21 protein-coding genes and 1 tRNA gene are annotated in these 22,116 nt (G+C 58.5%); 2 read left to right on the top strand and 20 right to left on the bottom strand.

From position 1 onward, the window contains the following. Window positions 1–68 precede the first annotated feature (68 nt). Window positions 69–992 (top strand): crotonase/enoyl-CoA hydratase family protein, encoded by a 924-nt coding sequence (locus VHE58_11180; GenBank protein HVS27834.1) that lies wholly within the window; start codon window positions 69–71, stop codon window positions 990–992. Between the two features lie 537 nt (window positions 993–1,529). Beyond that, complete coding sequence (locus VHE58_11175) at window positions 1,530–3,485, top strand: EAL domain-containing protein (GenBank protein ID HVS27833.1); 1,956 nt, start codon at window positions 1,530–1,532, stop codon at window positions 3,483–3,485. 27 nt (window positions 3,486–3,512) lie between these two features. On the opposite strand, the gene VHE58_11170 is transcribed toward VHE58_11175, so the two are convergent. From VHE58_11170 to glmM, 20 genes are all read right to left on the bottom strand, one after another. Continuing rightward, complete coding sequence (locus VHE58_11170) at window positions 3,513–4,082, bottom strand: NUDIX hydrolase (GenBank protein ID HVS27832.1); 570 nt, start codon at window positions 4,080–4,082, stop codon at window positions 3,513–3,515. Next, complete coding sequence (locus VHE58_11165; GenBank protein ID HVS27831.1) at window positions 4,079–4,366, bottom strand: DUF2818 family protein; 288 nt, start codon at window positions 4,364–4,366, stop codon at window positions 4,079–4,081. Before VHE58_11165 ends, VHE58_11170 begins: the two co-directional genes overlap by 4 nt. Window positions 4,367–4,374: 8 nt before the next feature. Then, window positions 4,375–5,820 (bottom strand): NADH-quinone oxidoreductase subunit NuoN, encoded by a 1,446-nt coding sequence (gene nuoN, locus VHE58_11160; GenBank protein ID HVS27830.1) that lies wholly within the window; start codon window positions 5,818–5,820, stop codon window positions 4,375–4,377. Window positions 5,821–5,928: 108 nt separating this feature from the next. After that, complete coding sequence (locus VHE58_11155) at window positions 5,929–7,413, bottom strand: NADH-quinone oxidoreductase subunit M (GenBank protein HVS27829.1); 1,485 nt, start codon at window positions 7,411–7,413, stop codon at window positions 5,929–5,931. Window positions 7,414–7,436: 23 nt separating this feature from the next. Further along, window positions 7,437–9,383 carry an NADH-quinone oxidoreductase subunit L gene (gene nuoL / locus VHE58_11150; GenBank protein ID HVS27828.1) on the bottom strand — a complete coding sequence of 649 codons (1,947 nt, stop codon included), beginning with the start codon at window positions 9,381–9,383 and terminating at the stop codon, window positions 7,437–7,439. Between the two features lie 103 nt (window positions 9,384–9,486). After that, entirely contained in the window at window positions 9,487–9,792 is a 306-nt protein-coding gene (nuoK, locus tag VHE58_11145; GenBank protein HVS27827.1) for an NADH-quinone oxidoreductase subunit NuoK, read from the bottom strand. Between the two features lie 32 nt (window positions 9,793–9,824). Next, complete coding sequence (locus tag VHE58_11140; GenBank protein HVS27826.1) at window positions 9,825–10,436, bottom strand: NADH-quinone oxidoreductase subunit J; 612 nt, start codon at window positions 10,434–10,436, stop codon at window positions 9,825–9,827. Between the two features lie 182 nt (window positions 10,437–10,618). Further along, window positions 10,619–11,107: an NADH-quinone oxidoreductase subunit NuoI gene (gene nuoI / locus VHE58_11135; GenBank protein ID HVS27825.1), complete on the bottom strand. Its 489-nt coding sequence runs from the start codon at window positions 11,105–11,107 to the stop codon at window positions 10,619–10,621. A gap of 2 nt (window positions 11,108–11,109) precedes the next feature. Beyond that, window positions 11,110–12,174 carry an NADH-quinone oxidoreductase subunit NuoH gene (gene nuoH / locus VHE58_11130; GenBank protein HVS27824.1) on the bottom strand — a complete coding sequence of 355 codons (1,065 nt, stop codon included), beginning with the start codon at window positions 12,172–12,174 and terminating at the stop codon, window positions 11,110–11,112. Beyond that, window positions 12,171–14,513, bottom strand: a complete 2,343-nt coding sequence (gene nuoG / locus VHE58_11125; protein HVS27823.1) for an NADH-quinone oxidoreductase subunit NuoG — start codon at window positions 14,511–14,513, stop codon at window positions 12,171–12,173. Before nuoG ends, nuoH begins: the two co-directional genes overlap by 4 nt. A 7-nt stretch (window positions 14,514–14,520) precedes the next feature. Continuing rightward, a complete protein-coding gene (gene nuoF / locus VHE58_11120; protein HVS27822.1) occupies window positions 14,521–15,816 on the bottom strand; it encodes an NADH-quinone oxidoreductase subunit NuoF in 1,296 nt (431 codons plus the stop codon). Continuing rightward, window positions 15,813–16,289 carry an NADH-quinone oxidoreductase subunit NuoE gene (gene nuoE, locus VHE58_11115; GenBank protein HVS27821.1) on the bottom strand — a complete coding sequence of 159 codons (477 nt, stop codon included), beginning with the start codon at window positions 16,287–16,289 and terminating at the stop codon, window positions 15,813–15,815. The genes nuoF and nuoE overlap by 4 nt, the downstream gene beginning before the upstream one ends. Before the next feature lie 11 nt (window positions 16,290–16,300). Continuing rightward, complete coding sequence (locus VHE58_11110; GenBank protein HVS27820.1) at window positions 16,301–17,554, bottom strand: NADH-quinone oxidoreductase subunit D; 1,254 nt, start codon at window positions 17,552–17,554, stop codon at window positions 16,301–16,303. Window positions 17,555–17,570: 16 nt separating this feature from the next. Then, complete coding sequence (locus VHE58_11105; GenBank protein ID HVS27819.1) at window positions 17,571–18,185, bottom strand: NADH-quinone oxidoreductase subunit C; 615 nt, start codon at window positions 18,183–18,185, stop codon at window positions 17,571–17,573. Between the two features lie 12 nt (window positions 18,186–18,197). Continuing rightward, complete coding sequence (locus VHE58_11100; protein ID HVS27818.1) at window positions 18,198–18,674, bottom strand: NADH-quinone oxidoreductase subunit B family protein; 477 nt, start codon at window positions 18,672–18,674, stop codon at window positions 18,198–18,200. Window positions 18,675–18,676: 2 nt separating this feature from the next. After that, window positions 18,677–19,051: an NADH-quinone oxidoreductase subunit A gene (locus VHE58_11095; protein HVS27817.1), complete on the bottom strand. Its 375-nt coding sequence runs from the start codon at window positions 19,049–19,051 to the stop codon at window positions 18,677–18,679. A gap of 159 nt (window positions 19,052–19,210) precedes the next feature. Beyond that, window positions 19,211–19,295, bottom strand: a tRNA-Leu gene (locus VHE58_11090). A 109-nt stretch (window positions 19,296–19,404) separates the two neighbouring features. Next, window positions 19,405–19,755: a preprotein translocase subunit SecG gene (gene secG, locus VHE58_11085; protein ID HVS27816.1), complete on the bottom strand. Its 351-nt coding sequence runs from the start codon at window positions 19,753–19,755 to the stop codon at window positions 19,405–19,407. Between the two features lie 16 nt (window positions 19,756–19,771). Next, the gene (gene tpiA / locus VHE58_11080; protein HVS27815.1) at window positions 19,772–20,524 is read right to left on the bottom strand and encodes a triose-phosphate isomerase; all 753 of its coding nucleotides are present in this window, start codon (window positions 20,522–20,524) and stop codon (window positions 19,772–19,774) included. A gap of 176 nt (window positions 20,525–20,700) precedes the next feature. Then, on the bottom strand, window positions 20,701–22,056 hold the full coding sequence (glmM, locus tag VHE58_11075) for a phosphoglucosamine mutase (GenBank protein HVS27814.1): 1,356 nt from the start codon (window positions 22,054–22,056) through the stop codon (window positions 20,701–20,703). Window positions 22,057–22,116: the final 60 nt, after the last annotated feature.

The following is a 22,116-nucleotide window of genomic DNA, read 5'->3' as shown; positions in this document are numbered from 1 at the left end:
AACAATCGAGAAACAAAGGGGGTAACAAAACCCCCGCATCCTAAATCACTTTTACCGGAGATAAAACCATGGATATGAATGTCCCTCACGCTATGTTGCAGGTCCCCGACTTTATCGATCAGCCGGCTCTTGAAGGCATAGATCTGTCCTTTTCACCACAGCTTCACGTTCACTTTGATAAGGAGCAGCACGCCATGTGGTCGCGCTGGAACCCTGAACCGCGACCGTGCTTCAACCCGCGCTTGCTGGATGGGATCAAGCGTTATTACGACTTTCTGGCGCAGCGCGGCGGGGCCATCCAGGGCGGGCCCGAAGAATCCCCGGTGGAATACGTGGTGCTCGCCTCCGGCACGCCCGGCGTTTTCAATCTGGGCGGTGACCTCGATTTATTCAAGCAACTGATCGAGACGCGCGACCGCGAGGGCCTGTTGAATTACGGACGCGCCTGCGTCGAAGTACTTTACCGCAACTACATGGGCCATGATCTGCACGCCACCACCATTTCGCTGGTGCAGGGTGAATGCCTGGGGGGCGGCTTTGAAGCGGCGCTTTCCAGCGACGTAATCGTCGCCGAGAAAAAAGCGCGCTTCGGCTTCCCGGAAATCTTGTTCAACCTGTTCCCCGGCATGGGGGCCTATTCTTTCCTCAAGCGGCGGGTCGGCCAGAAAGTGACCGAGGAGCTCATCTCCAGTGGTAAAATCTACAGCGCTGATGATATGCTGGCGCTGGGCGTGGTGGATGTTGTTGCGGAGGACGGCCAGGGCGAAGCCGAAATCGCGGCGTTCATCAAGCGCCGGCAGAAAACCCACAACGGTTTCACCGCCCTGTCCCGGGTACGGCGGCGGATAGACCAGATCGACTACGCCGAGCTGCTGGATATCGTCGAGCTGTGGGTGGACAGCGCGTTGCGGCTTAACCTGCGCGATCTTAAGTTGATGCAGCGCCTGGTGTCGCGGCAAAACGGCATCGGCGACTCGCAGCAGATCCATTAAGCACCGTCGCGCCAGCGGAAAACGCCTTCCCGCGGGCATGGAACCTCTGATTAAGTCCATCGCGAATTGCGTTGCTGGCAAAATGCGGATGGATGCAAGGCGCACGACGAAGGTAGTACTCGAAGTACGACACCGAGGAGCGCAACGATGCAGACGCCGCATTTTACCGCAACCCGGAGGGACGGTTGCCGCAACCCGGTAGCTGAAGGCTTGTGTGCGGGAGTGGCAACACGAGCGCCCCGTTTGAGGGTGTTTACTGCGGCAACTTGCGCCCCTACCCGCGCCACGCTGCGCGAGACCGAGTCCGGGGCGCTTATCCGGGCGGTCTGCTTTGTCACTCGGCTTGCCAAGGGGGCCTGGCCATTGGCTGCGCCTCGCTTTGCGTGTGCGCTCGCGTACCGTCGCGCCTCGTAAGCGCGCAGGGGAGCGAGCGCAGCGCCGCCTCCGGGTCGCAAGTCCGAGGCTCCGCCTGCGGCGGCGCTACCTCGGAAAGCCGCCGTCGCAACCGCGTGGGACTTAATCAGAGGTTCCTTCGTTATGGACAAGGGGAGCATGATGGCGGGGAATGACTACACCATTCAGGAAGTCTCAGCCAATCTGGGCATCCCGATTCAGAAGCTGCGCCGCTGGGACGCGCTGGGGGTGCTGGTCGCGCATCGCAGCCACGGGGGGCATCGGCGTTATTCACGCGAGCTGATCGACCGCCTCGCCTCCGCTTCGGCGGTCGCCCATGTTTCCGACAGGCAATCGGGTGAACTCGCGGCGGTGAAGAAAACGCTGCGCGAAAAGCACCGCATCATCCAGTTGTTGCTGGAAAGCGAAAGCCGTTACCGCGACCTGGTGGAAACCTCGCACGACCTGATTTGGGCGACCGACGCCCTGGGCCGCTTCACCTACCTCAACAACGCCGCCCTGGAGGTTTTCGGGCTCAATCCCGAAGCGCTGCTGGGCCGCTGCTTCTTTGATTTCGAGGCGCGGCCGTCGCAGGTTTCCAACCGGCGCTTCTTGGCCACGCTCAAGCGTCACAACGAGGTCAAGAATTACATCACGCACCTGATTACCACTTCTGGTGACGATCGCTGGATCGGCATCAACGCCCGGCTGTTTCATGACGAAGAGGGACGCATCATCGGCATTCGCGGCACGGCGCGCGACATCACCGAGCAGCATCTCGCCGCGCTGCGTATTCAGCACATGTCGCAACACGACATGCTCACCGATCTTCCCAACCGCGCCTGCCTGCAGCAAACGCTGGAAGCCGCGATCCAGTCGGGACAGGTCGGCGCGCTGTTGTTTCTCGATATCGACAACTTCAAATATGTGAACGACAACTTCGGGCACCACGCCGGCGACCAGATGATTGGCGGCATCAGCGGAGCGTTGCGCGAAGTGATGAACGAGTTTGATGGCCAATTGTTTCGCATCGGCGGCGATGAGTTTGCGATTCACCTGCCCGCCGCCTTACGCAAGGCAGCCGTCGGTGTGGCGGAAAAAGCACTAGAATCCGTGCGTTACTACCGGTTCGTGCATGGCGGCAAGCAGCATGTAACCAACATGACCGCCTCGATCGGCATTGCGCTCTATCCGTTCCACGGCAACGATGTCGCCAGTCTGCTTTCCAACGTGGACATCGCCATGTACCAGGCCAAGGACCACGGCCGCAACGGCTACGCCCTGTTCGACCAGGACACGAAGAGCCTACGCAGCACGCACAAGCGCGTGCACTGGGCGAAGAAACTGCGCGATGCGCTGGACGAAGACCGCCTGTTGCTCTACTCCCAGCCGGTAGTGCGCCTGACCGACCGGAAACTCATGCACCAGGAAATCCTGTTGCGAATGCAAGACGAGCAGGGCAAAATCATCCTCCCCGGCGACTTCATTGAAATCGCGGAATCCATCGGGGTGATCCAGGAAATCGACATGCTGGTGGTGAAAAAACTCATTCACTACCTGCAAACCAATCCCGAAAAGGAACAAAAGCGGCGTTATTTCGTCAACCTGTCCCGCGCCAGCATTTCCGATCCGCGCTGGGTCAGGCGTTTCCAGCACATGCTCGGGGCCAACGACATTGTCCCCAGCCAGCTGGTGTTCGAGATCACCGAAACTGCGGCGATGTCGGAAATTGACGTCACGGTGTCCTTCATCCGCGAGCTCAAGGAAATGGGCTGCCGCTTCGCGCTGGATGATTTCGGCTCGGGCTTCAGCTCCTTCTACTACGTCAAGAAATTCGACGTGGATTACCTGAAGATAGACGGCAATTTCGTGCGCGACCTGGTTCACGATGAATCCAACCGCATTTTCGTGAAGGCGCTGAACGACGTGGCCAAGGGCCTGCACAAACAGGTCATCGCCGAATGGGTGGAAAACAAGGAAGTGCTGGACACCTTGATCGAGATGGGCACGCAATACGGGCAAGGCTACTTGTTCCAGCACCCCCTGCCACTGATACAGCCGCCTGTCTCCGAGCTGGATCAGCAACCCAGCGTCGCCTAGCCCGACCGCCTACTCAAAAGAAGGGTGTTATATCGCTCCTCTGTGCAACCGATCAAACCAGAACAAGCCGTTGAGAGTCTTGCCATCGGTGATCTTGCCTTCTTTCACCCAGGCCAGCAGAGTCGCCAAATCCAGCGTCAGCACTTCCAGAAACTCCCCATCATCGAGCTGACGTTCCCGCTGGCTCAAGCCCTGGGCGAGGTAAAATAACTGCTTCTCGTTGGAATAGCCGACGCAGGGGTAGGCGACCCCGAGGCATTGCCAGCGTTGCGCGACATAACCGGTCTCTTCCAGCAGCTCGCGCTTGGCGCATTGCAGCGGGTCTTCGCCGGGATCGAGCTTGCCTGCGGGCAACTCGTAAAAATGCTGCCGCAGCGCATAACGGTATTGCCACTCGATCACCAGATCGCCGTTATCCAGCACCGGGATGATCACCACGGCGCCGGGGTGGATCAGGTACTCGCGCACCGCTTCCTTCCCATCCGGCAAGCGCACCCGGTCTTCCCTTAGTTCGAAAAAGCTGCCGTGATGAACCGTTTTCGATGAAAGTCCGGTTTCACTGAAATCGGGTTCCTGCTTCGGGTAAGTCTTTTTCATGAATGTTTTCGCCACAAATAACGATAAACGAAACCGGGGTAAGCAAAAACCAGGAACAGGCACAGGGTAATGGCGTAAAACTCCCAGCTTTGTTCATGCACATTGCCGGCCCTGGCTTCCAGAAGATAACCCACGCCACCGACAATTAAATATAGCAATAAAACTTCGAGCAGCCGCCAGCCGAAATTCTTTACGCCGGATTTTGGGCGGATGACAAACAGGAGGCGCTCGCTGAAAAAAGGCAGGTTGGCGGCGATGAAAACCAGGAGCAGGAGAAAAACCATGCCTGCATTCACAGCGAGCGGGCAATCGAATTCACGCACAACGCCATGAGCGGTTGCGGCAGCACGCCGAGCACCAGCATGGCGAGCCCGTTGGCGCTGATGAGCAGGCGCGCGTCCGGCTGCGGCAGGATCGGCGCCTGATCCACCGGATCGTCGAAATACATGAGCTTGACGATGCGCAGGTAATAAAACGCGCCGATCAAGGTAAACAGCGCCGCCATCACCACCAGCCATACATAGCCCGCTTCCAGCGCCGCTTCGAACACCGACAGCTTGGCGAAAAAGCCGACGGTCGGCGGCACGCCGGCCATGGAGAACATCAGGAGCAGCATCATCAATGCATACCACGGATTGCGCGCATTCAACCCCTTGAAGTCGTCGAGGTTTTCCGCCTCGAAGCCTTCGCGGGAGAGCTGCAGAATCATGCCGAAAGAGCCCAGGCTCATCAACACATAGACCAGCATGTAGAACATCGCGGAACTGTAGCCGTTGAGGCTGCCGCTTAAAATCCCCAGCAGCATGAAGCCCATGTGCGAAATGGTGGAATAGGCGAGCATGCGCTTGAGATTGCTTTGCGCAATCGCCGTCACGTTGCCAATCGCCATTGACAGCACGGCGAGGATAATCAGCATCCCCTGCCAGTCCACGACCAGTCCCTGCAAGCCGATCACCAGCAGGCGCATCGCGAAGGCGAACGCGGCGAGCTTGGGCGCGGAACCAATGAAAAGCGTAATCGCAGTCGGCGCGCCGTGATAGACGTCGGGTACCCACATGTGGAACGGCACGGCGCCCAGCTTGAAGCCCAGGCCGGCGACGACGAACACCAGTCCGAACACCAGCACCGTCTTCTGCGGCACGCCCGCATGTATCGCTTTCGCCACCTGGGTGATTTCCAGCGAGCCGGTCGCGCCGTAAAGCATGGACATGCCGTAGAGCAGCAGGCCGGAAGCGAGCGCGCCCAGCACAAAATACTTCATCGCCGCCTCGGTCGCCGTGGCCGAATCGCGCTGCAGCGCCACCATCGCATACAGGCTAAGAGACAACAGCTCCAGCCCCAGATACAGAGTGAGGAAATGGTTGGCGGAAATCATCACCATCATCCCCAGCATGGCAAACAGGACCAGCGCGAAAAACTCGCCGCGGAACAAGCCGCGCAAATAAATGTAGGTGCGCGAATAGATAAGCATTACACACACCGATATATACACCATGATCTTGAGCACGTCGGCCAGGTTATCGGCGACAAACATGCGGCTGAAGCTGTAACGGATACCCGGCTCGCTCACGGCAACCGTGGCCACGGCGCAGCCTAACAGGGTGAGCTGCGTCAAATGATAAGTGATGAAACGCCGCTCGTCGCTGAGGCAGAGGTCAATCACCAGAATCAGCGATACCATCGCCAGGAGAAATATCTCCGGGTAGGCGGGCGTCAGATCAGGCACAACAAAATTCATACTAAACCTTTCACCGCAGAGGGCGCAGAGGAAAACAACGCAAATTCAAAAAAACATACAAGAATTTCTCCGCGCTCTCAGCGTTCTCTGCGGTTAATGAACCCAAATTCATAACTTGCTCTGCGCCACGTGCGCGAGCAGGTTGCCCACCGAGGCGTGCATCACTTCAGTGAAAGGCTTGGGATAAACGCCCATCCCCAGCACCGCCAGCGCCAATAAGCCCAGAAACAAAGCCTCGCGCAAGTCGATGTCGGCAAGCGCCTCGACATGGCGGTTCGCCACCGCGCCGAACATCACCCGCTGGTACATCCACAGCGTGTAGGCGGCGCCGAACACCAGCGTGGTCGCGGCCAGCGCCGCATACCAGACATTGACCTTGAGCGAACCTAGGATGACCATGAATTCGCCGACGAAACCGCTGGTCGCCGGCAACCCGGAGTTGGCCATGGCGAACAGCATGAATAAAGACGCAAACACCGGCATCTTGTTCACCACCCCGCCGTAGTCGGCAATCAGGCGCGAATGCATGCGGTCGTAGAGCACGCCGACGCACAAAAACAGCGCGCCGGAGATGAAGCCGTGCGAGAGCATCTGCACCAGCGCGCCTTCCACGCCATAGGCGTTGAAGATGAAAATGCCCAGCGTGACAAAGCCCATGTGCGAAACCGAGGAATAGGCGATGAGTTTTTTTAAGTCCGCCTGCACCAGCGCCACCAGTCCGATGTACACCACGGCAATCAGCGAAAGCGTAATCACGAAACCGGCAAGATAGTGGCTGGCGTCCGGCGCAATCGGCAGCGAAAAGCGCAGGAAGCCGTAACCGCCGACTTTCAGCAGGATGGCGGCGAGAATCACCGAGCCGCCGGTCGGCGCTTCGACGTGCGCATCCGGCAGCCAGGTGTGCACCGGCCACATCGGCACCTTCACCGCGAACGACAGGAAAAACGCAATGAAGAGCAGAATTTGCACGGTAAGCGAAAGCGGCAATTGGTGATAGTCAAGAATGGAAAAGCTGCCCCCGGAAGCGTTGTAGAGATAAATGAACGCCACCAGCATCAGCAGCGAGCCGAGCAAGGTATACAGAAAAAACTTGATGGCCGCGTAAACCCGGTTCGGCCCGCCCCACACGCCGATGATGAGGAACATCGGAATCAGCATCGCCTCGAAGAACACGTAGAACAGCACCGCATCCAGTGCGGAGAACACGCCATTCACCAGCCCGGCTATGATGAGGAACGCCGCCAGGTATTGCGCGACCCGGCTCTCGATCACCCGCCAGGCGGAGATCACGACCAGCAGCGTCATGAAGCTATTCAAGAGGATGAACAGCACCGAAATGCCATCCACGCCAAGATGATAATGCACGTTGAAGCGCGCGATCCAGGGATGCAGTTCAACAAACTGCATGCCGGCTACCGTGAGATCGAATTTGGCATAGAGCGGAAGCGTGACGAGAAAACCCAAAAGCGCGCCGGCGAACGCAATCCAGCGGGCCCTATTCGCATTGCGGTCGCCGCCGGTGGCGAGCACCAGGAGCCCGAACAGAATCGGCAGCCAGATGGCAAGGCTTAACAGCGGGAAACCTAATAGCATCTAGTGTCCGTTCTGCCGGTTAATCAGGGCCGCGCGAACCACATCAAGAGCACGAAAATGCCGATGATCATGGTGAAGGCGTAATGGTAAATGTAGCCCGATTGCAGGCGGCGAATCACGCCGGAAGCCAGCCGCACCACTTTCGCCGTGCCGTTCACGAAGAAACCGTCGATCACCGTGACATCGCCGACTTGCCACAAACCGCCGCCCACGCCGCGCGCGCCGCCGGCAAACAACCATTGGTAAAGCTCGTCGAAGTAGTATTTCCTGTCCAGCAGAGTGTAAATCGCGCTGAAGCGCTCGGCGATTTTCGCGGGCAAATCGGTGCGCAGGATATAGAGGTAATACGCCACGCCTATACCGGCGAGCGCCAGCCAGAACGGCAAGGCCGTGAAGCCATGAAGAATAAAGGCGAGCGCACCGTGATAATGTTCCTTCAAATGTCCCAGAACATCGTGCTCGGGCAGCGCCACAATGGCACTTCCGAAATGCCCGCCGAACAGCATTGGTTCAATATAGGTCCAGCCGGTATAGACCGAGGGAACGGCCAGCGCCACCAGTGGTACCCACACCACCCAGGGCGATTCGTGCAGATGCTCGCACGCATGCCCGTCCATACGTGGCTCGCCGTGGAAGGTCATGAACAGCAGGCGGAACGAATACAGCGCGGTGATGAACACGCCGAGGATGACGGCAAAATAAGCGAAACCCGAACCCGGGATGTGTGAGGCACCCACTGCTTCGATCAGGGCATCCTTGGAAAAAAATCCGGCAAAAGGCGGAATGCCGACCAGCGCCAGCGAGCCGACGACCATGGTCCAGTAGGTAATCGGCATGTATTTCTTCAAGCCCCCCATCTTGCGCATGTCCTGCTCGTGATGCAGGGCGATGATGACCGAGCCCGCAGCGAGGAACAGCAGCGCCTTGAAGAACGCATGTGTCATCAGATGGAAAATGCTCGCAGCGTAGGCGGAAGCGCCCAGCCCCACCGTCATGTAACCCAGCTGCGACAGCGTGGAATACGCCACCACGCGCTTGATGTCGTTCTGCACCAGGCCCAGGAGCGCCATGAACAGCGCAGTGATGCTGCCTATCACTAGCATCACCGACAGCGCGGTTGTCGAAAGTTCGAACAGCGGCGACATGCGCGCCACCATGAAAATGCCCGCGGTCACCATGGTTGCGGCGTGGATCAGCGCGGAAATCGGCGTCGGGCCTTCCATCGAATCCGGCAGCCACACATGAAGCGGGAACTGCGCCGATTTGCCCATGGCACCGACGAACAGCAGGATGCATATCAGGGTCATCACCCGCCACGGCTCGTCGGGAATAATTTCGATAGTTTGGCCGGCCAGCTGCGGCGCCTGCTTGAACACCGTGACGTAATCGAGCGTTCCGAAATAAGCGAGTATCAAAGCAACACCAAGCAGGAACCCGAAATCGCCGACGCGATTCGCCAGGAACGCTTTGAGGCCGGCGAAAATCGCGCTCTCGCGCGTGTACCAGAAACCGATGAGCAGATACGACACCAGCCCCACCGCTTCCCAGCCGAAAAACAACTGCAGGAAGTTATTGGCCATCACCAGCATTAGCATGGAAAAAGTAAACAGCGCGGTATAGCTGAAAAAACGCTGATAGCCGGGGTCGTCGCGCATGTAGCCGATGGTGTAGATATGCACCATGAGCGAAACAAAACTCACCACCGTCATCATGGTCGCGCTGAGTTTGTCGATCAGGAAACCGATTTCAAACGAGGTGCCGCCGGAAGTGAGCCAGGTGTATACAGTCCCGTTGAAGATATTCCCGTGCTCGACGTCCTGATAAATGCTCAGCGAGGCCACGAAGGAAATGGCGACGCCGATAATCGTCACCCAGTGCGCCCCGGCGCGGCCGATGACGCGGCCGAACAGTCCGGCGATGATGCTGCCAACGAGCGGCGCTAGCGGCACGAGGAGATATAAAGTCTGCATTGAAATCATAGTTAAGTGTTGAGTGTTGAGGGTTGAGTGTTGGGTGTAAAAGCAGACTTGCCGTTACCCTCAACTCTTAACACTGAACACCCAACTTTCATTTTCACCCCTTGAGGCGGCCCAAATCGTCGACGTTGATCGTCCGCAGGTTGCGGAACAGCACCATCAGTATCGCCAGGCCAATCGCCGATTCCGCCGCCGCCACCGTAAGGATGAAAAACACGAAAATCTGTCCCGCGATATCGTTGAGATAGTGCGAAAAAGCAATGAAATTCATGTTCACCGCGAGCAGCATCAATTCAATCGCCATCAGCAGGATGATGACGTTCTTGCGGTTCAAAAAAATCCCGACCACGCTGATGGCGAACAAAATCGCGCCGAGCACCAGATAATGCGACAACGAAATCAAGTATTGCCTCCCTTAACTTCTCTTCACCTCATTCATTTCTTCACTTCTTCACGTTTTTCCGCCGCCATTGAAACGATACGGATCCGGTCCTCGCGCCGCACCGCCACCTGCTTTGCCGGATCCAGGTATTTGGTGTCTTTGCGCCGGCGCAGCGTGAGCGCGATAGCGGCGACGATTGCCACCAGCAGAATCACCGCCGCGATTTCGAACGGATAAACGTATTGCGTGTAAAGCAGCCGTCCCAGCTCCTTGGTGTTGCTGTAGCCTGCGGCATGCGGCTCGGGTCCGGGCATCTTGTCCAAGCCGAAATACTTGAGCACCTGCGCCATTAGGTACACCAACACAATGGAGAGCGGCAAGCCGGCATAAAGCCCTTTCCAGAAACCTTCTCGCAGGCGGTCGAGATTGATGTCGAGCATCATCACCACGAACAGGAACAGCACCATTACCGCGCCGACGTAGACCAGCACCAGCGCGATGGCGAGAAATTCCGCCTCCAGCAGCAGCCACAGGCCGGCCGATGTAAAAAACGCCAGCACCAGGAACAAAGCGGAGTGCACCGGGTTGCGCACCGTGATCACGCACAGCGCAGCGGACAGCAGGACCGTCGCCAGAAAATAAAAAACGAAAGTCTGAAATTCCATAAAACCTTTCACCGCAGAGGACGCCGAGGACGCGGAGGACGCGGAGGAGAACCTTGAAAATTTTTAAGCAAAGGAGTCCGCAGAGAAAAACCTGCCGGGATTCGTCTTACTCTCCATGTTCTCTGTGACTTATGCTTTTGTTTTTCCTCCGCGTCCTCAGCGTCCTCCGCGGTAAATTGCTCTTATCTATAGGCCGCATCTTCAGCCCGCGCCTTGGCGATCTGTTCTTCGTACTTGTCTCCCACCGCCATCAGCATTTCCTTGGTGTAGATCAAATCGCCGCGCTTTTCTCCGTGGTATTCGAGCACGTGGGTTTCGACTATCGCATCCACCGGACAGGATTCCTCGCACAGGCCACAGAAAATGCACTTGGTCAAGTCGATGTCGTAGCGCGTGGTGCGGCGCGTGCCATCATCGCGCTGCTCAGATTCGATGGTGATTGCCAGCGCCGGGCACACCGCCTCGCACAGCTTGCAGGCGATGCAGCGCTCTTCGCCGTTGGGATAGCGGCGCAGCGCGTGCAGACCGCGGAAGCGCGGGCTTTGCGGCGTTTTCTCCTCCGGAAACTGCACGGTGATCTTGCGCGCGAACAGATGCCGGCCGGTGAGCCACATGCCTTTCACCAGCTCCAACAGGAGAAACGTGCGAAAGAATTCGACGATGCGTTTCATGATCATCCCCACACCCAGAAGCGTGTCTGCTGCCACGCGCCGATCACGAAAATCCACACCAGCGTGATCGGGATGAACACCTTCCAGCCCAGGCGCATGATCTGGTCGTAGCGGTAGCGCGGGAAGGTGGCGCGGAACCAGAGGAAGCAGAACAGGATAAACAGCACCTTGAACACCAGCCAGAAAATCCCGGGCAACCAGGTAAACGGCGCGAAATTAAACGGCGGCAGCCAGCCGCCGAGGAACATGACGGAGCACAGAGCCGAGACCAGGATCATGTTCGCGTACTCGGCGAGGAAAAACACCGCGAACGCCATGCCGGAATACTCGACGTGGTAGCCGGCGACGATTTCCGATTCGCCTTCCGCCACGTCGAATGGCGCGCGGTTGGTTTCGGCCACGCCGGAAATCAGGTACACCAGGAACAACGGAAACAGCGGAATGAAAAACCAGCTGAAGAGCCCCGCGCCGCTTTGCTGCGCCTTGATGATTTCCGACAAATTCAGACTGTGCGCAGCCATCAGCACACCGACCAGGGCAAAACCCATGGCGATTTCGTAGGAAACGATTTGCGCCGCCGAGCGCATCGCACCGAGAAACGCATACTTGGAATTCGACGCCCAGCCGGCGATGATGACGCCGTACACGCCCATTGAGGTAATCGCCAAGATGTAGAGCAGTCCGGCGTCGATGTTGGCGAGCACCAGTTCGGGCTGAAACGGCACCACCGCCCACGCCGCCAGCGCCGGCATGATGGCCATCACCGGCGCCAGCACGAACAGGAAGCGGCTGGCGCCGCTGGGGATGATGATTTCCTTGGTGAGCAGCTTGAACACATCCGCGATCGGCTGGGCCCACCCACCGAGCCATGGGATTCCAAAGAAAGTCACCCGATTCGGGCCGAGCCGCACCTGCATGTACCCAATCACCTTGCGCTCGGCAAAAGTGAGATACGCCACCGAAAGCAACAGCGGCACCACGATGGCAACGATCAAAGCCAGGGTCTTGGAGAAGGTAAGCGCATACGACCACCACTGCGGTCCGAAGAGTTCCTGCAGGAAGCTCATGCCGCGCGCTCCACGGTAATTTCGCCAAACATCGCGCCGAGATTCGCCGTCAACGGATGCGCACTGGCCACCCGCACGCAGTTTTCGGGCAATTTGTCGTCGCGGCGCGCAACCAACACCGCTATTCCCCGCCCTTGAGCGAGTTTAACCTTATCGCCTTCACGCAAACCCAGCCGCTCAAAGAGTTTTCCGTTGAGCCAGGCTGCGGGCGCAGCCGCATCGCGGGTCTTCTGCAGCGAAGCAGCGCGTCGCGCAATGGCGTCGGCCTGATAAATAGGCACTTCCGCGATCCGCTGCAAACCGCTTGAGCCCGGCGCTTCGATACCGGCAGAAATCGGCCGGCGCAGGCCATTGTTCAGGCGCGAGGGATCCACGCTGCCGTTAGGCAGGACTTCCGCCCGCACCTGCTCGATGCTTTCCTGCTCAAAGCCGGCAAGGCCAAGGAGATTCCCCAGCACGCGCAGCACTTTCCACGCCGGGCGGGTTTCACCCAGCGGCTTCACCGTGCCGCTGAAGCTTTGCGCCCGGCCTTCGGTGTTGATAAAAGTGCCGGCGGTCTCGGTGAAAGGTGCGATCGGCAGCAGCACCTGCGCGTATTCGACCGCCTTGTGCGTGTAAGCGCTCATCGCCACCACCAGTTCGGCCGAGCGCATCGCGGCAAGCGCCTGCTGCGGATCGTGGCAATCGAGCTCAACTTCGGCGTTAAGCAAGAGATAAGCCTTGAGCGGATTGTCCAGCATCGCTTTTGCCGGCTTGCCAGCCCCGTTATCAGGCACCGCGCCGGCGATGTAGCCGCCCAGGCTGTTTGCCGCTTCGCCAAAGAAACCGAATTTCGCGCCGGTAAGCGTTGCCAGCTCTTGAGCAAGCGCATGCAAAGCAGCCGCCTGCGGATGGTGCTGCGCGGTGTTGCCGAGGAATATCGCGACGTTCTTTCCCGAGAGCAGGCTATCTGCGATGCGATGCGCTTCCTGCGAAGGTTGGATTTCCTCAAGCTGCGCCGGGCAGGATGAATTTCTCGCGTCCACCGTCGCTTTCAGCACTTCCGCCAACGCTCGATTCATCATGCCCGGCGCGACAATGATTCGGTTCGCCACCGGCATCAGCAACTCATCGTCCGCCGGATTGATGAGGTTGAGCTGCATGCCGCGCTTCACCGTTTGGCGCAGACGGTGGGCGGTAAGCGGATGGTCCTTGCGCAGCGCGCTGCCGATAACCAGCACGCGGTCGAGTGAATTGAGATCGGCGATTTTCATCCCCAGCCAGGGCGCGCCCTGCCTTGCGTCATCTGCGCTGAAATCGGATTGCCGTAAACGGAAATCCACATTGCCGCTGCCCAGGCCGCGCACCAGCTTCTGCAGCAGATAAAGTTCCTCCAGGGTACTGTGCGCAGTGGCGAGCGCACCTATCGCTTGCGCGCCATGTGAATTTTTAATTTGTTTAATTTTGTTTGCAATGTACTCCAGCGCCGTCTGCCATTCCACTTCTTTCCACTCGCCGTCTTGCTTCAACATCGGCCGGGTCAGGCGCTCCTCCGAATTCAGTCCTTCGTAGGAAAAGCGGTCCCGGTCGGAAAGCCAGCATTCGTTGATTTCCTCGTTCTCGCGCGGCAGCACGCGCATAACCTTATTTTCCTTCACCTGCACGATGAGGTTCGAACCGAAACTGTCGTGCGGGCTCACCGACTTATGGCGCGACAATTCCCAGGCGCGCGCGGTGTAGCGGAAAGGTTTTGAGGTGAGCGCGCCCACCGGGCAGAGATCGATCATGTTGCCCGAGAGCTCCGAGTCCACCGTTTTTTCGACGAAGGGCATGATTTCCACATGTTCGCCGCGCCCCACCATGCCGAGCTCCATGACGCCGGCGATTTCCTGGCCGAAGCGCACACAACGCGTGCAGTGGATGCAGCGCGTCATGTCGGTGGCAATCAGCGGCCCCAGGTTCTTGTTCACCACCACGCGCTTTTCTTCCTGATAACGCGAGGAACTGCCGCCGTAGCCCACCGCGAGATCCTGCAGCGGGCATTCGCCGGCCTGGTCGCAGATCGGGCAGTCGAGCGGATGATTGATCAGCAAAAATTCCATCACGCCCTTCTGCGCATTCACCGCCTCGTCGGAATGAGTAAACACCTTCATGCCGCCGGTGACCGGAGTAGCGCAGGCAGGCAGCGGCTTAGGCGCTTTTTCCACCTGCACCAAACACATGCGGCAGTTGGCGGCGATAGAAAGCTTTCGGTGGTAGCAGAAATACGGAATGAAAATGCCGAGCCGGTTGGCGGCATCCATGATGGTGCTGCCTTCCGTCACTTCGATCTGCTTGCCGTCTATTTCAAGCTGTAACATGACGATCCTAGGCGTATGCGGGAACCAGGCACTGCTTATGCTCGATGTGGTGCTGGAACTCGTCACGGAAATGGGTAATGAAGCTTTTCACCGGCAGCGCGGCGGCATCGCCCAGTGCGCAAATGGTGCGCCCCGCGATGTTGTCGGCGACGTTGAGCAGCAGATCCAGATCTTCCGGCTTTCCCTGGCCGTGCTCGATGCGGTTCACCACCCGGTAGAGCCAGCCGGTGCCTTCGCGGCACGGCGTGCACTGGCCGCAGGATTCTTCGAAATAAAAATAGGAAAAACGGAGCAGCGCCCTCACCATGCACACCGTCTCATCCATGATGATGACCGCGCCCGAGCCCAGCATCGAGCCCGCCTTGACGATGGAATCGTAATCCATGTCGGTGGCGAGCATGATATGCGCGGGCAATACCGGCATCGAAGAGCCGCCGGGAACGCAGGCCTTGAGTTTTCTCCCGTCGCGCACACCGCCCGCCAGCTCGAGCAGTTTCGCAAACGGCGTGCCTAGCGGCACTTCATAGTTGCCCGGGTTGTTCACGTGGCCGGAGACTGAAAAAATCTTGGTGCCGCCGTTATTGGGCTTGCCGGTGCTCAGGAATTTTTCGCCGCCGTTCAAAATAATGTAAGGAACGGCGGCGAAGGTTTCGGTGTTGTTGATGGTGGTGGGTTTCCCGTACAAGCCGAAGCTTGCGGGAAAAGGCGGCTTGAAGCGCGGCAGGCCTTTCTTGCCTTCCAGCGATTCCAGCAACGCGGTCTCTTCGCCGCAGATGTAGGCGCCGTAGCCGTGATGATTGTGAAGCTGGAAGCTGAAATCGGTGCCCAGAATGTTGTCGCCGAGAAAACCCGCACCGCGCGCCTCTTCCACCGCCTCTTCCATGCGCTCGAAGCAATCCCACACTTCGCCGTGCACGTAGTTGTAGCCGGTTTTCACGCCCATCGCGTACGCCGCAATCGCCATGCCCTCGATGAAGATATGCGGGTTGTAGCGCATGATGTCGCGGTCCTTGAAGGTGCCCGGCTCGCCCTCGTCGGAATTGCACACCAGATACTTGACGCCGGAGAAACTTTTCGGCATGAAGCTCCACTTAAGTCCGGTCGGGAAACCCGCGCCGCCGCGTCCGCGCAGCGCGGATTTTTTTACTTCGTTGATGACCTGCTCCGGCGGGATTTTTTCGGACAGTATTTTCTTCAACGCCGAATAGCCGCCGCGCCGGATGTAATCGCCGATGCGCCAGTTCTTGCCATCGAGGCCGGCAAGAATGATCGGATTGACGTGGCGACCGTGCAGGCAGGTCATTTTTTCAGTTCCTGAAGCAACACATCGAGTTTTTCCCGGGTCATGAAGCTGCACATGCGCTTGTTGTTGACGAGCAGCACCGGCGCATCGCCGCAGGCGCCCAGGCACTCGCCCTCTTTCAGCGCAAACTGGCCGTCCGCCGTGGTCTCGTTGAAATCCACTCCGAGTTTATTTTTCAGATAATCCGCCGCGATATTGGCGCCGGAAAGCGTGCAAGGCAGATTGGTGCAAATGGTGATCTTGTATTTGCCGGCGGGCTCCAGGTTGTACATGGTGTAAAACGTCGCCACCTCGTACACCGCAATCGGCGGCATGCTTAAATATTGCGCCACGAAATCCATGGTCTCGGTGGACAGCCACCCTTTCTCGTCCTGCGCGATCGTCAGCGCCGCTATCACCGCCGACTGTTTTCGGTCAGGCGGATATTTGACGATGGCTTGGTCGATTTTGGCGAGCGACTCGGGGCTCAGGATCATGGGCGCGTTCATCGGTCAATTTCCCCAAATACAATGTCCTGGCTCCCTATAATCGCCACCACGTCTGCAATCATGTGGCCTCTTGCCATTTCATCCAGAGCGGCGAGGTGCGGAAAAGCCGGCGCGCGGATTTTCAGGCGGTAAGGCTTGTTGGCGCCGTCGGAAACGAGATAAATGCCGAATTCGCCCTTGGGCGCTTCCACCGCGGCATAGGCCTCGCCTTCGGGCACATGGAAACCCTCGGTGAAGAGCTTAAAATGGTGAATCAGTTCTTCCATGCTCTGCTTCATCTCCAGACGCGAGGGCGGCGCAATCTTGTGGTTGTCGGTGATCACCGGGCCGGAATTTTTTCTAAGCCAGTCGATGCACTGCCTGACGATGCGGTTCGACTGGCGCATTTCCTCGATGCGCACCAGATACCGGTCGTAGCAATCGCCGTTCACGCCCACCGGGATGTCGAATTCCATCCGGTCGTAGACTTCGTAAGGCTGCTTCTTGCGCAAGTCCCACTCCACCCCCGAGCCGCGCAGCATCGGGCCGGTGAAGCCGAGCGCCCTGGCGCGCTCCGGAGACACCACGCCGATGCCGACGGTGCGCTGCTTCCAGATGCGGTTGTCGGTGAGCAGCGTTTCGTATTCGTCCACGTATTGGGGAAAGCGGTTGGTGAAATCCTCGATGAAATCCAGCAGCGAGCCCTGGCGGTTGGTGTTGAGTTTCGCCACCTCCGCAGCACTGTGGATTTTTGAAGCCTGGTATTGCGGCATGCTCTCCGGCAGGTCGCGGTACACGCCGCCCGGACGGTAATAAGCCGCATGCAGGCGCGCCCCGGAAACCGCTTCGTAGCAATCCATCAGGTCCTCGCGCTCGCGAAAAGCATAGAGAAACACCGTCATCGCACCGACATCGAGGGCGTGCGCCCCGAGCCACAGCAGATGGTTGAGAATGCGCGTGATTTCGTCGAACATGACGCGGATGTATTGCGCGCGCAGCGGCACGTCGAGGCCCAGCAGTTTTTCGATAACCATGACGTAGGCATGCTCGTTGCACATCATCGACACGTAGTCGAGCCGGTCCATGTACGGCACCGACTGCAGGTAGGTCTTGTGCTCGACGAGCTTTTCGGTCGCGCGGTGCAGCAGCCCGATATGCGGGTCGGCGCGCTGGATCACCTCGCCGTCAAGCTCCAGCACCAGCCGCAGCACGCCATGCGCCGCCGGGTGCTGCGGCCCAAAATTCATCGTATAGTTTCTAATTTCGGCCATATTCAATGGACCGGATTCATCCCTTTCTGAATCCTTCGGAATCGGCGTAATTCTCCTCGCGCACCACACGCGGCACGTTGTTGCGCGGATCGATCGTCACCGGCTGATAGATCACCCGCTGCAAATCCGGGTCGTAGCGCATTTCCACATTGCCGGAGAGTGGGAAATCCTTGCGGAACGGATGGCCGATAAAGCCGTAATCGGTGAGGATGCGCCGCAAATCGGGATGACCGGTAAAGACCATGCCGAACAAATCAAATGCCTCGCGTTCGTACCAGTTGGCGGAGGGCCACACTGAAATCAGCGAATCGAACACCGGGAACTGATCATCCTCGGCAAACGCTTTAACCCGCAGCCGCCAGTTGTGAGTGAGCGACAGCAGGTGGCACACCACCGCAAAGCGCGGCCCGTTCCACGCGCCATCGCCGTAATCCTGGTAGTCCACGCCGCAGAGGTCGCTTAATTGCTCGAAACGGAGATCCGAATCGTCGCACAGCACGCGTGCCGCGGCCGACCAGTCTACGGGTTTGACGGTAATGGAGATTTCGCCAACCGCTTCGCGCAAATCCATGATGCGTTCACCCAGGGCATTTTTCAGGCATAGCGAGAGGGTTTCGAGGCGGGAGGTCATGAGCGGTCAACCTCAGCGGGCAATCGTGTTGGTGCGCTTTATCTTGTTTTGGAGCTGGATGATTCCGTACAGCAGTGCTTCCGCGGTGGGCGGGCAGCCGGGCACGTAAATGTCAACAGGCACGATGCGGTCGCAGCCGCGCACCACCGAGTACGAATAGTGATAATAGCCACCGCCGTTGGCACAGGAGCCCATGGAAATCACCCAGCGCGGCTCGGCCATCTGGTCGTACACTTTTCTGAGCGCCGGCGCCATCTTGTTGCACAGCGTGCCGGCGACAATCATCACGTCGGACTGGCGCGGACTCGGGCGGAACACGATGCCGAAGCGGTCGAGGTCGTAGCGCGAGGCGCCGGCGTGCATCATTTCCACCGCGCAACAAGCGAGCCCGAAGGTCATCGGCCACAGCGACCCGGTGCGCGTCCAGTTGATGAGGTCATCCAGCTTGGTCGTGACAAAGCCTTTTTCCAGCACGCCCTGTGTATCCATGTTCATTCCCACTCTAACGCACCTTTCATCCACTCATAGATAAAGCCGACCACCAGGATGGCGAGGAAAATCATCATTGAGACAAAACCGAACATTCCGATTTCCTTGAGCACCACCGCCCAGGGAAAAAGAAAGGCGATTTCCAGGTCGAACAGGATAAACAGAATGGCGATGAGGTAATAGCGCACGTCGAACTTCATGCGCGCGTCCTCAAACGCTTCGAATCCGCACTCGTAGGGGGAAAGCTTTTCGCTGTCGGGGCGGTTGGTGCCCAAAAGCCCGGGTTGCGACAGCAACCAGCTGATCATCATCGGAAGCACGCCGACAGCCAGCCCGACCAGAATAAACAGCAAGATTGGAAAATAGTTTTCCAGCATGTTTGCTTCAGGATTGAGGATTCAAGATTCGGGATTCAATCAAAGGAACTCCGCCAATCCAGCCGTTAATTTATGACCTCTAATGTCGCTTCAAGTTCGGAATATCATGATCGGTGCGGTACTTAAACCCTGAATACCCGCTCCCGAATCCTGCATTCGTGGTGCCGATGATGAGACTCGAACTCATACGGCTCTCGCCACCGCCCCCTCAAGACGGCGTGTCTACCAATTCCACCACATCGGCATACATTCAGGGGCTAGGGGTTAGGGGCTAGCTAAAAACCAAAACGTTTCATCCGATGGACGCTTGCCGCTGCTTCCTAATCCCTAACCCCTGATCCCTGACCTTTTCCCTACTTCGGTATGTCCTTGGCCTTGGAATCGCCCTCTGCAGCCGGCGGCGCAGGCTTGCTGGCCGGCGACGCAACCGGTACTTCCTTATGCAGCTCCATCACACCCCTGCTGTCGCCCTTGTGGCTGGAAAGATAAGTCAACCCCAGGCTGGTGACACAAAACACCGCCGCCAGTACCGCCGTGGTGCGGCTCAGGAAATTCGCGGAACCCGTGGCGCCGAAAAGGCTGCCGGAAGCACCGCTGCCAAAAGCCGCTCCGGCATCCGCACCCTTGCCATGCTGCAGCAGCACCAGGCCGATGATGGCGAGTGCGGTAAGCACGTGGACAATCCAAATCAAGGTTTCCAACATTTCCTCCAGCCTCTATTTATTGCGCGACGTCGCAAATCGCCAGAAATTCGTCCGCATTCAGCGAGGCGCCGCCAATTAAACCGCCGTCGATGTCCGGCATGCTAAAAAGCTCCTTGGCATTGCCCGCTTTCACGCTGCCGCCGTACAAAATTAAAAGTTGCTTCGCCACATCCGCGTTTTGTACCGCAATCTTGTTGCGGATGAACGCTTGCACTTCCTGTGCCTGAGCGGGCGTTGCGGTTTTGCCGGTGCCTATTGCCCAAACCGGCTCATACGCCAGCACCGCGGAACCCAGCGCGGCCACTCCGGCAAGTTCCAGCACGGCGTCAAGCTGCGTCGCCACCACCGGTTCCGTTTTTCCGGCTTCGCGCTCGGCGAGCGTCTCGCCCACGCACAAAATCGGAATCAATCCCGCCGCCTGGGCCGCCTTGAATTTACTTGCCGCCAGACGGCTGTCCTCGCCATACAGCGTGCGCCGCTCCGAATGCCCGACAATCACATAGCGGCAGCCGAAATCTTTCAGCATCGCGCCCGATACTTCGCCGGTATAGGCGCCGGAATCAAACGGGCTCAGATTCTGCGCACCCCAGGCGATGCCGCTCTCATGCAGGATGACGCGCGCCTGAAACAGGTAGGGAAACGGCACACACATCGCATACGCCACGTCGCGCGCCGGGTTTAAGCCGGTTACCAAGGCATCGAGCAGGACCTTGTTACTCACAAGGCCGCCGTGCATTTTCCAGTTGCCGGCGACCAGCTTTTGGCGCATCCGTATCCTTGGCGATAAACCTTTCAAATTTTACTCGCGAATGACCCGAGGGTCAATTTTGAGTGGGAAAATCCGCGCCGCAATCAAGCGGATTTAGTATTGAGAGAACAGGAAGGTGGGACTTCATCGGCGGGTGTGAGCATTCCCGCAACGCTTCAAGATAAAAAAGCCAAAAGTTATTTCACTGCGGCTTCGCGAACCGCTTGGGCGATGGTATCGGCCCAGTGCTTGACCTTGTTCTGCGGCTGGCCTTCCACCATTACTCGCACCACCGGCTCGGTGCCGGAAGCGCGCAACAGCACCCGGCCTTCATCGCCGAGATCCGCCTCGGCCCGGTTGAGCGCCGCTTTCACCGGCGGTTGCTCACGGAAATCGAATCCTTTCGCGACTTTGACGTTCACCAGCACTTGCGGATAGAGCACGAGATCACGAGTGAGTTCAGCCAATCCCTTGTCGTAAGCGCGCAAGGCACAGAGCACTTGCAAAGCGGAAATGATGCCGTCGCCGGTGGTGTGCTTGTCGAGGCAGATGATATGGCCGGAATTTTCCCCGCCAAGCTGCCAGCCCTTTTCCAGCAACAGCTCCAGCACATAACGGTCGCCGACGGCGGCGCGGGCAAACGCTACCCGCAGTTTCTCCAGCGCGCGCTGCATGCCGAGATTGGTCATGACCGTTCCCGCCACGCCGCCCTTGAGCGTACCCTGCTGCTGGCGGTGTTTGGCGATGACGAAGAGCAACTGGTCGCCGTCATAGGTTTTGCCGCCGCCGTCGGCCATCAACAGGCGGTCGCCGTCGCCATCGAGCGCGATGCCAAGATCGGCTCGATGTTCCTTGACCGCCTCTAGCAGCGACCCGGGATAAGCGGCGCCGCATTCCTGATTGATGTTCAAGCCGTCCGGCTGGTTGCCAATCGCAATCACGTCGGCGCCGAGTTCGTGAAACACGTGGGACGCAATGTGGTAAGTCGCACCATGCGCGGTGTCCACCACCAGGCGCAGGCCGCGCAGGTCGAGATCGGAGGGAACTGTGCTTTTGCAGAATTCGATGTAACGGCCCGCAGCGTCGTCGATGCGCCTGGCCTTGCCGAGCTGCGCCGAGGCGTTGCAGTTGAGTGGCTTTTCCAGCTCGGTTTCGATGGCCAGCTCGATGTCGTCGGCCAGCTTCAGCCCTGTGCCGGAGAAAAACTTGATGCCGTTATCGTTATACGGATTGTGCGAGGCGGAAATCACGATGCCCGCCGAGAGCCGCAACGCGCGCGTGAGATAGGCGACAGCCGGCGTCGGCATCGGCCCGACCAGCAGCACATCCACGCCCGCCGCGGAAAGGCCGGCTTCGAGGGAAGACTCCAGCATGTAGCCGGAAATACGCGTGTCCTTGCCGATCAGCACCGCGGCGCGCTCCGCAGTGCTTTTGCTCATGCCCGCGATCACCTTGCCCGCCGCGTAGCCCAGGCGCATGACAAAATCCGGGGTGATGGGCGCCTCGCCCACTGTTCCCCTTACGCCGTCGGTGCCGAAATATTTCCTAGCCACAATCGTTTTCCTGATTTGATTGTTATCCGTCCAAAGACAGGTGAATGGTGAATAGTAAAC

The organism is Burkholderiales bacterium (assembly GCA_035543335.1).
GTDB lineage: Bacteria > Pseudomonadota > Gammaproteobacteria > Burkholderiales > JAHFRG01 > JAHFRG01.
The sequence above is the reverse complement of the archived record's forward strand: the minus strand, read 5'-3'. Positions and strand labels throughout refer to the sequence as shown.

Bases quoted from the DNA above. Each gene is read 5' to 3' on its own strand.
- VHE58_11140 (HVS27826.1), bottom strand. From the start codon at position 10,436: ATGGAATTTCAGACTTTCGTTTTTTATTTTCTGGCGACGGTCCTGCTG.
- VHE58_11105 (HVS27819.1), bottom strand. From the start codon at position 18,185: ATGACCTCCCGCCTCGAAACCCTCTCGCTATGCCTGAAAAATGCCCTG.
- nuoH (HVS27824.1), bottom strand. From the start codon at position 12,174: ATGAGCTTCCTGCAGGAACTCTTCGGACCGCAGTGGTGGTCGTATGCG.
- VHE58_11165 (HVS27831.1), bottom strand. From the start codon at position 4,366: ATGGTTTTTCTCCTGCTCCTGGTTTTCATCGCCGCCAACCTGCCTTTT.
- nuoF (HVS27822.1), bottom strand. From the start codon at position 15,816: ATGACCTGCCTGCACGGTCGCCACGTCAATCCGATCATTCTTGCCGGC.
- nuoG (HVS27823.1), bottom strand. From the start codon at position 14,513: ATGTTACAGCTTGAAATAGACGGCAAGCAGATCGAAGTGACGGAAGGC.
- VHE58_11175 (HVS27833.1), top strand. From the start codon at position 1,530: ATGGACAAGGGGAGCATGATGGCGGGGAATGACTACACCATTCAGGAA.
- nuoN (HVS27830.1), bottom strand. From the start codon at position 5,820: ATGAATTTTGTTGTGCCTGATCTGACGCCCGCCTACCCGGAGATATTT.
- tpiA (HVS27815.1), bottom strand. From the start codon at position 20,524: ATGCGCCAAAAGCTGGTCGCCGGCAACTGGAAAATGCACGGCGGCCTT.
- VHE58_11110 (HVS27820.1), bottom strand. From the start codon at position 17,554: ATGGCCGAAATTAGAAACTATACGATGAATTTTGGGCCGCAGCACCCG.
- nuoI (HVS27825.1), bottom strand. From the start codon at position 11,107: ATGAAACGCATCGTCGAATTCTTTCGCACGTTTCTCCTGTTGGAGCTG.
- VHE58_11170 (HVS27832.1), bottom strand. From the start codon at position 4,082: ATGAAAAAGACTTACCCGAAGCAGGAACCCGATTTCAGTGAAACCGGA.
- VHE58_11155 (HVS27829.1), bottom strand. From the start codon at position 7,413: ATGCTATTAGGTTTCCCGCTGTTAAGCCTTGCCATCTGGCTGCCGATT.
- secG (HVS27816.1), bottom strand. From the start codon at position 19,755: ATGTTGGAAACCTTGATTTGGATTGTCCACGTGCTTACCGCACTCGCC.
- VHE58_11180 (HVS27834.1), top strand. From the start codon at position 69: ATGGATATGAATGTCCCTCACGCTATGTTGCAGGTCCCCGACTTTATC.
- nuoL (HVS27828.1), bottom strand. From the start codon at position 9,383: ATGCAGACTTTATATCTCCTCGTGCCGCTAGCGCCGCTCGTTGGCAGC.
- VHE58_11095 (HVS27817.1), bottom strand. From the start codon at position 19,051: ATGCTGGAAAACTATTTTCCAATCTTGCTGTTTATTCTGGTCGGGCTG.
- VHE58_11100 (HVS27818.1), bottom strand. From the start codon at position 18,674: ATGGATACACAGGGCGTGCTGGAAAAAGGCTTTGTCACGACCAAGCTG.